General features: G+C 66.6%; 7 protein-coding genes. 2 read left to right on the plus strand and 5 right to left on the minus strand.

Going from position 1 to position 4,881, the window contains the following annotated elements; translation table 11 throughout:
* The first annotated feature begins 61 nt into the window (after positions 1-61).
* Positions 62-766 carry an invasion associated locus B family protein gene (locus tag VGV07_RS08750; protein ID WP_326868315.1) on the plus strand — a complete coding sequence of 235 codons (705 nt, stop codon included), beginning with the start codon at positions 62-64 and terminating at the stop codon, positions 764-766.
* 342 nt (positions 767-1,108) lie between these two features.
* Here VGV07_RS08750 and VGV07_RS08755 read toward each other — a convergent pair whose 3' ends face one another.
* From VGV07_RS08755 to VGV07_RS08765, 3 genes are read right to left on the minus strand one after another with little or no spacing between them, the layout of a single operon-like run.
* The gene (locus tag VGV07_RS08755; RefSeq protein WP_326868316.1) at positions 1,109-2,269 is read right to left on the minus strand and encodes an FAD-dependent monooxygenase; all 1,161 of its coding nucleotides are present in this window, start codon (positions 2,267-2,269) and stop codon (positions 1,109-1,111) included.
* Positions 2,266-2,739 (minus strand): DUF6691 family protein, encoded by a 474-nt coding sequence (locus VGV07_RS08760; protein ID WP_326868317.1) that lies wholly within the window; start codon positions 2,737-2,739, stop codon positions 2,266-2,268. Before VGV07_RS08760 ends, VGV07_RS08755 begins: the two co-directional genes overlap by 4 nt.
* 1 nt (position 2,740) lies before the next feature.
* Entirely contained in the window at positions 2,741-3,199 is a 459-nt protein-coding gene (locus tag VGV07_RS08765) for a YeeE/YedE family protein (RefSeq protein WP_326868318.1), read from the minus strand.
* 201 nt (positions 3,200-3,400) lie between these two features.
* Here VGV07_RS08765 and VGV07_RS08770 point away from each other — a divergent pair, with 201 nt between their 5' ends.
* Complete coding sequence (locus VGV07_RS08770; RefSeq protein WP_326868319.1) at positions 3,401-4,270, plus strand: TerC family protein; 870 nt, start codon at positions 3,401-3,403, stop codon at positions 4,268-4,270.
* Between the two features lie 148 nt (positions 4,271-4,418).
* Here the strand turns inward: VGV07_RS08770 and flaF are convergent, their stop codons facing one another.
* Together flaF and VGV07_RS08780 are read right to left on the minus strand one after the other, a co-directional pair.
* A complete protein-coding gene (gene flaF / locus VGV07_RS08775) occupies positions 4,419-4,790 on the minus strand; it encodes a flagellar biosynthesis regulator FlaF (protein WP_326868320.1) in 372 nt (123 codons plus the stop codon).
* Positions 4,780-4,878: a hypothetical protein gene (locus VGV07_RS08780; RefSeq protein ID WP_326868321.1), complete on the minus strand. Its 99-nt coding sequence runs from the start codon at positions 4,876-4,878 to the stop codon at positions 4,780-4,782. The genes flaF and VGV07_RS08780 overlap by 11 nt, the downstream gene beginning before the upstream one ends.
* Positions 4,879-4,881: the final 3 nt, after the last annotated feature.

Below are 4,881 nucleotides of genomic sequence, written 5' to 3' on the forward strand. Positions count from 1 at the left end.
GAGCGCACGAAGAAGGGTGGCCGGGAGAGTCACCGATGGTAGGACACCACAAGGAAATTCAATGACCCTCAAAAAGCTCGTCGTTGCTGGTTTCGCGGTTGCCGCGCTGATGATGCCCTCGTTCGGGGCGCTCGCGCAGGAAGCCACTACGCCGGCAGCCCCCGCCGAGGGTGGGGCCGCGCCTGCTGCCGACGCTGCCGCTGCGCCGGCAGCAGCTGCCAATCCCGCTCAGAACTGGCTCAAGGTTTGCGACCCCATTGATGGCGGCAAGCAGGCCTGCATCATGCGTCAGGTTGTCGTCGCCAACGGCCAGTTCCTCGGCTCGTTCCTGTTGCGTGACGATCCGGGCCAGGAAAGCCGCCTCCTTGCGGTCGCCGCGGTGCCGCTCGGGGTGCTGCTGCCGTTCGGCCTTACCTGGCAGATCGATGGCGGCAAGCCGATCCGCGTGCCGTTCATGCTGTGCGATCCGCAGAGCTGCGCTACCCAGCTGGTGATCAACGAGGCTTACGTGAACAGCCTCAAGAAGGGCGGCGTGCTGAAGCTGACCGCCAAGAACCGCCAGAATAAGGATCTGGTGATCGACATCACGCTCGCCGGCTTCACCTCGGTCTACGATGGCGCCGCCGCGATGACCTTCGACGAATTCAACAAGCAGTCGACCGCTCCGACGGCACTGGAAAAGCAGCTGCAGGATCGCGCCGAAGAACTGCGCAAGCAGCTGGGCACCGAAGGCGCTGCCCCGGAGACGCCGGCAGCTCCGCAATAAGCGGATCAAGAGAGCTGGAATCGAAAGGGCGCCTCCGGGCGCCCTTTTGTTTTTGGTGCATGTGGGTGCCACCAGATGCTTGCAGTCGGCGCGCCCTCTCCCGCTTGCGGGGGAGGGGGTACCACGCGAAAGCGTGGTGGGAGGGGGGAGCCCCGCGCACGGATGGTAGGCTGACGCCCCCGCTCTGGCAGTCGGCAATGCACCGCGCGCCGACGGTGGGCGGCTGGGGCAGGGCCGGTGTTTGTGGCACCCCCCTCCCACCAGCCTGTCGGCTGGTCCCCCCTCCCCGCAAGCGGGAGAGGGCGCCCGACTGCTGGCTTCCGCGCGGACAAGGATCCGCCTTTATCCCCGGCCCATCCCCAGCCCGAACGCCCGCTTGCGCAACGGCGGCAGCAGGCGGAGCGCCCACAGCCCTCCCGCCCGTAGCGCCTGGGCCGGCAGGAAGTCGCTGAGCAGCGAGCGGAACAGCGCGTCGACCATGCCGCCGGTGCGCTCGAGATCATCGGTGCGGCGCCCGGCGTAGTCGGTGCTGACGGCACTGGCCCAGCCGGGGGCCGTGCGGTCTGCGGCAGCCAGTGCGGCGGCAAGATCGGCGACATCGCGAAGCCCCAGGTTGAGGCCCTGCGCGCCGATCGGCGGGAAGGCGTGCGCAGCCTCGCCGGCGAGCACGATACCATCCATGCCGGCGCGCTCGACGGTGAGGGTCGAGAGCAGGAACATATGCGCCGGGGTCAACAGCTGGATGTCGCCGAACAGGCGCTGCGACTTCGCGAGGAAGATGGTGCGGAGGCCATCCTGGCCGCTGGCCTGGGCCGCCTTCAGCACCTCGCGGTCGTCGATCCAGACAAGGTTGGCGCGCGCGCCGCCGGCGGGAACCAGGGTGAACGGGCCCTCTTCGTAGTGGAACTCCACCGAAGCGCCACCGAGCGGGCGGCCGAGCTCGAGATCGCACACCAGCGCCGACTGGGTGAAGCCGTGTTCGCGGGCACGGAAATCGGTGGCGACGCGCACCAGCGACTTCTTGCCGTCGGAGCCGACGACCAGCGGCGCTTCGATGACGCTGCCATCGGCAAGGGTCAGTACCCAGCCGGTGGCGCCACGCTCGATCGAGGCGAGCGCGAGCTCACGGGTCTCGAGATTATCGAGCGACGTGCGTGCCGCCTCGAAGGCTTCGAGCAGCTTGATGTTGGGAAAGTTCCAGCCGAACGCCTCAAGCCCGGCATCCTTACTGTCGAACAGTGTCTCCGGGGCGCGGATCAACCGATCGGTGGCATCGATGATGCGGATCTGGGTGAGGGGATGGCCGAGCGCCGCGGGATCGTCGATCAACCGTGCCGAGCGCAGGTAGTCGACGCTCGGACCCATCAGTGCCGAAGTGCGGCGATCGGGCGGCCCCTTGGGCGCAAGGTGCAGGGTGCGGAGGCCGGCGCGGGCGACCGCGACCGCTGCCGCAACGCCGGCAAGCCCGCCACCTACGACGACGGCTTCGGGCGCGCCGCTCATCGGGCCAGTGCCAGCCGCTTGTCGCGGCCGCTCGGAATGACCAGCGCGCCGGCGTAGGAGCCGGCGAACATGGCGAGGATGAAGATCAGCAGGTTGTCGGGCCAGAAGGCGATCAGCGAGATCGCCGGGCCCGGGCAGATCCCCGACATGCCCCAACCGATACCGAACAGCACGGCGCCGCCGACCAGCGGCGCGTCGATGTGGTGGAACTCCGGCTGATGGAACTGCGCGTCGAACAACGGCGCTCGGCGGGCATTGCCGATGCGGACGGCGATGAACATCACGCCGATCGCCGCGACAATGACGAAGGCGAGGCTCGGGTCCCAGCCGCCGGTGGGGATGGCGGTGAAATCGAGGAAACGCAGCACCTTCAGCGGATCGACCATCTGCGAGATGTAGAGCCCGGCGCCGAACAACAGGCCGCTGAGGGCGGCAGTGGCGAGGTATGGGAGGCGGAGGTTGGCGGACATCTCAGACGATCCCGGTAATGGCGACGGTGAGGATGGCGACAGAGAAGAACACGCCAACCGCGACGAACGAGCGCTTCGATAGCCGGGCGATGCCGCTGACGCCGTGGCCTGACGTGCAGCCGTTGCCGATCTTGGTGCCGAGGCCGATCAGCAGGCCCGAGACGGCGATCCACAGCGGGGCAGGGATGTTCCAGCCGGCAGGCGGCGAGGCCAGTTGCGCGGGAGCGCCGCCCGGGCCACCGACACCGAGTCCGGGGATCAGCCATGATGCGGCGAGGGCCCCGAGCACCAGGGCCGCCAGGAACACCAGGCGCCACACAACTGTCCGCGCCGGCGGCAGCAACTGCCCGAAGAGTCCCGAGATGCCGGCGATGCGTCCATTGCCGAGCCAGAGCAGCGCCGAGGCGAGCCCGATGAGCACACCGCCAATCAGGGCGGGGATGGGAGAGAACGCGTCCATAGGGGAACTTTCGAGTGGAGCCGAAGCCCGAGATTAGCAGCGCCGGCCGGCATGGGCCAGCTTCGGCGCGATGCGATCGTGCCACGGGCAGGGGGCGCGGTGAAAAACCGCACCCTGTATGGAGCCGCGCGCGCACTCTTCCAACAATCGCGCGTCGGCCCTAAACATGTCACCACCCTTAAGTCCGAACTGGAGCTGTCGATGCTGGAACTGCTTTACGATCCCAACGTGTGGGCCGCCTTCCTGACCCTCACGGCGATGGAGATCGTGCTCGGCATCGACAACATCGTCTTTATTTCGGTGCTGGTGTCGCGGCTGCCCAAGGAGCAGGCGGACCGAGCCCGCAAGCTGGGCCTGGCGCTGGCACTGGTCTTCCGCATCCTGTTGCTGCTGGTGATCGGCTGGATCATCAGCCTCACCCAGCCGGCCTTCGAGATCATGGGCTTTGCCCCTTCCTGGAAGGATCTGATCCTGATCGCCGGTGGCGCCTTCCTCGTCTACAAGGCGACGCACGAGATGCACGCCGAGATCGAGGAGCCGCATGAGGCCGATCTGAAGCAGCAGGCGACCAAGGCGTTTGCCGCGATCATCGGCCAGATCATCGTCATCGACCTGGTGTTCTCGATCGACTCGATCGTCACCGCGGTCGGCATGGCGGACGATGTCCCGGTGATGATCGCCGCGGTCGTGGTCGCCGTCGGCGTGATGTTCGTGGCGTCCGGCCCGGTGGCCAAGTTCGTCTCCGACCATCCGACCACCAAGATGCTGGCACTGGCGTTCCTGTTGCTGATCGGCACCTCGCTGGTCGCCGATGGCCTCGGCTTCCATATCCCCAAGGGCTACATCTACGCCGCGATGGGCTTCTCGGTGCTGGTCGAGGCGATCAACATCATTGCCAAGGAGCGCCGTAACCGGCGCGCCGCCGGGGCCGGGCTGCCGCACAAGGCAGCAGCGGCCGCGCACGTTCCGGCGAACGCCGCCGCCGAGGCCATTGCCCCGGCAAAGCCGAAGTCCAGATCGACCTCGACCTCGCGGGCCCAGGCCAAGCCAAAGTCGGCGCCGCGGAAGTAGCGATACAGAGGCTGTTCTCGATCGTGGCCCTCCCACCGGGATGACACCGGGGGTATGTTGTCTATTGTGCCAGAGCCATCATTACCCCGAAACGCAAAAGCCCGCGGTTTCCGCGGGCTTTTCCTTGGGCTGGATCTGTCGCTCGACCTCAGCTCTGGCCGGCACGCAGCCCGGCAGCGATCTCGCGGTTGATGTTGATCAGCACGGTGAGCTTGTTGGCCGAGGGCTCGGCCTGGATGGTCATCGTCTGCTTCATCACGAACAGGCCGAGATTGGCGATGTTCTCACGCAGCGCCTTGGGCAGCTGGCTTTCGTCGCCGGTCACTGAGCCGAGGAACACCGTCCACAGCTTTCGGTTGAACATCAGGGCGGCCGTGAGCTCGTGACGCTCGTTCTCCCAATCGTCACGCACACGCTGCATCTGGCCGGCAGCTCGAGAGAGGAGGTTCGCCTCGAGGAGACGAGGGTTTACCGTCTGCCTGCCTACCTGCTGGTAGGCGAGCGCCGCACTATTCTGCATTGCCGAGGAGTTCCTGTTCGTACTGGATCAGCTTTTTCGCAGCCTTGAGTGCTTTGTACAGGGAGCCGGTTAATATCTCGTTATTGATTTC

It is taken from the genome of Devosia sp. (assembly GCF_035944845.1).
Classification (GTDB): Bacteria; Pseudomonadota; Alphaproteobacteria; order Rhizobiales; family Devosiaceae; genus Devosia_A.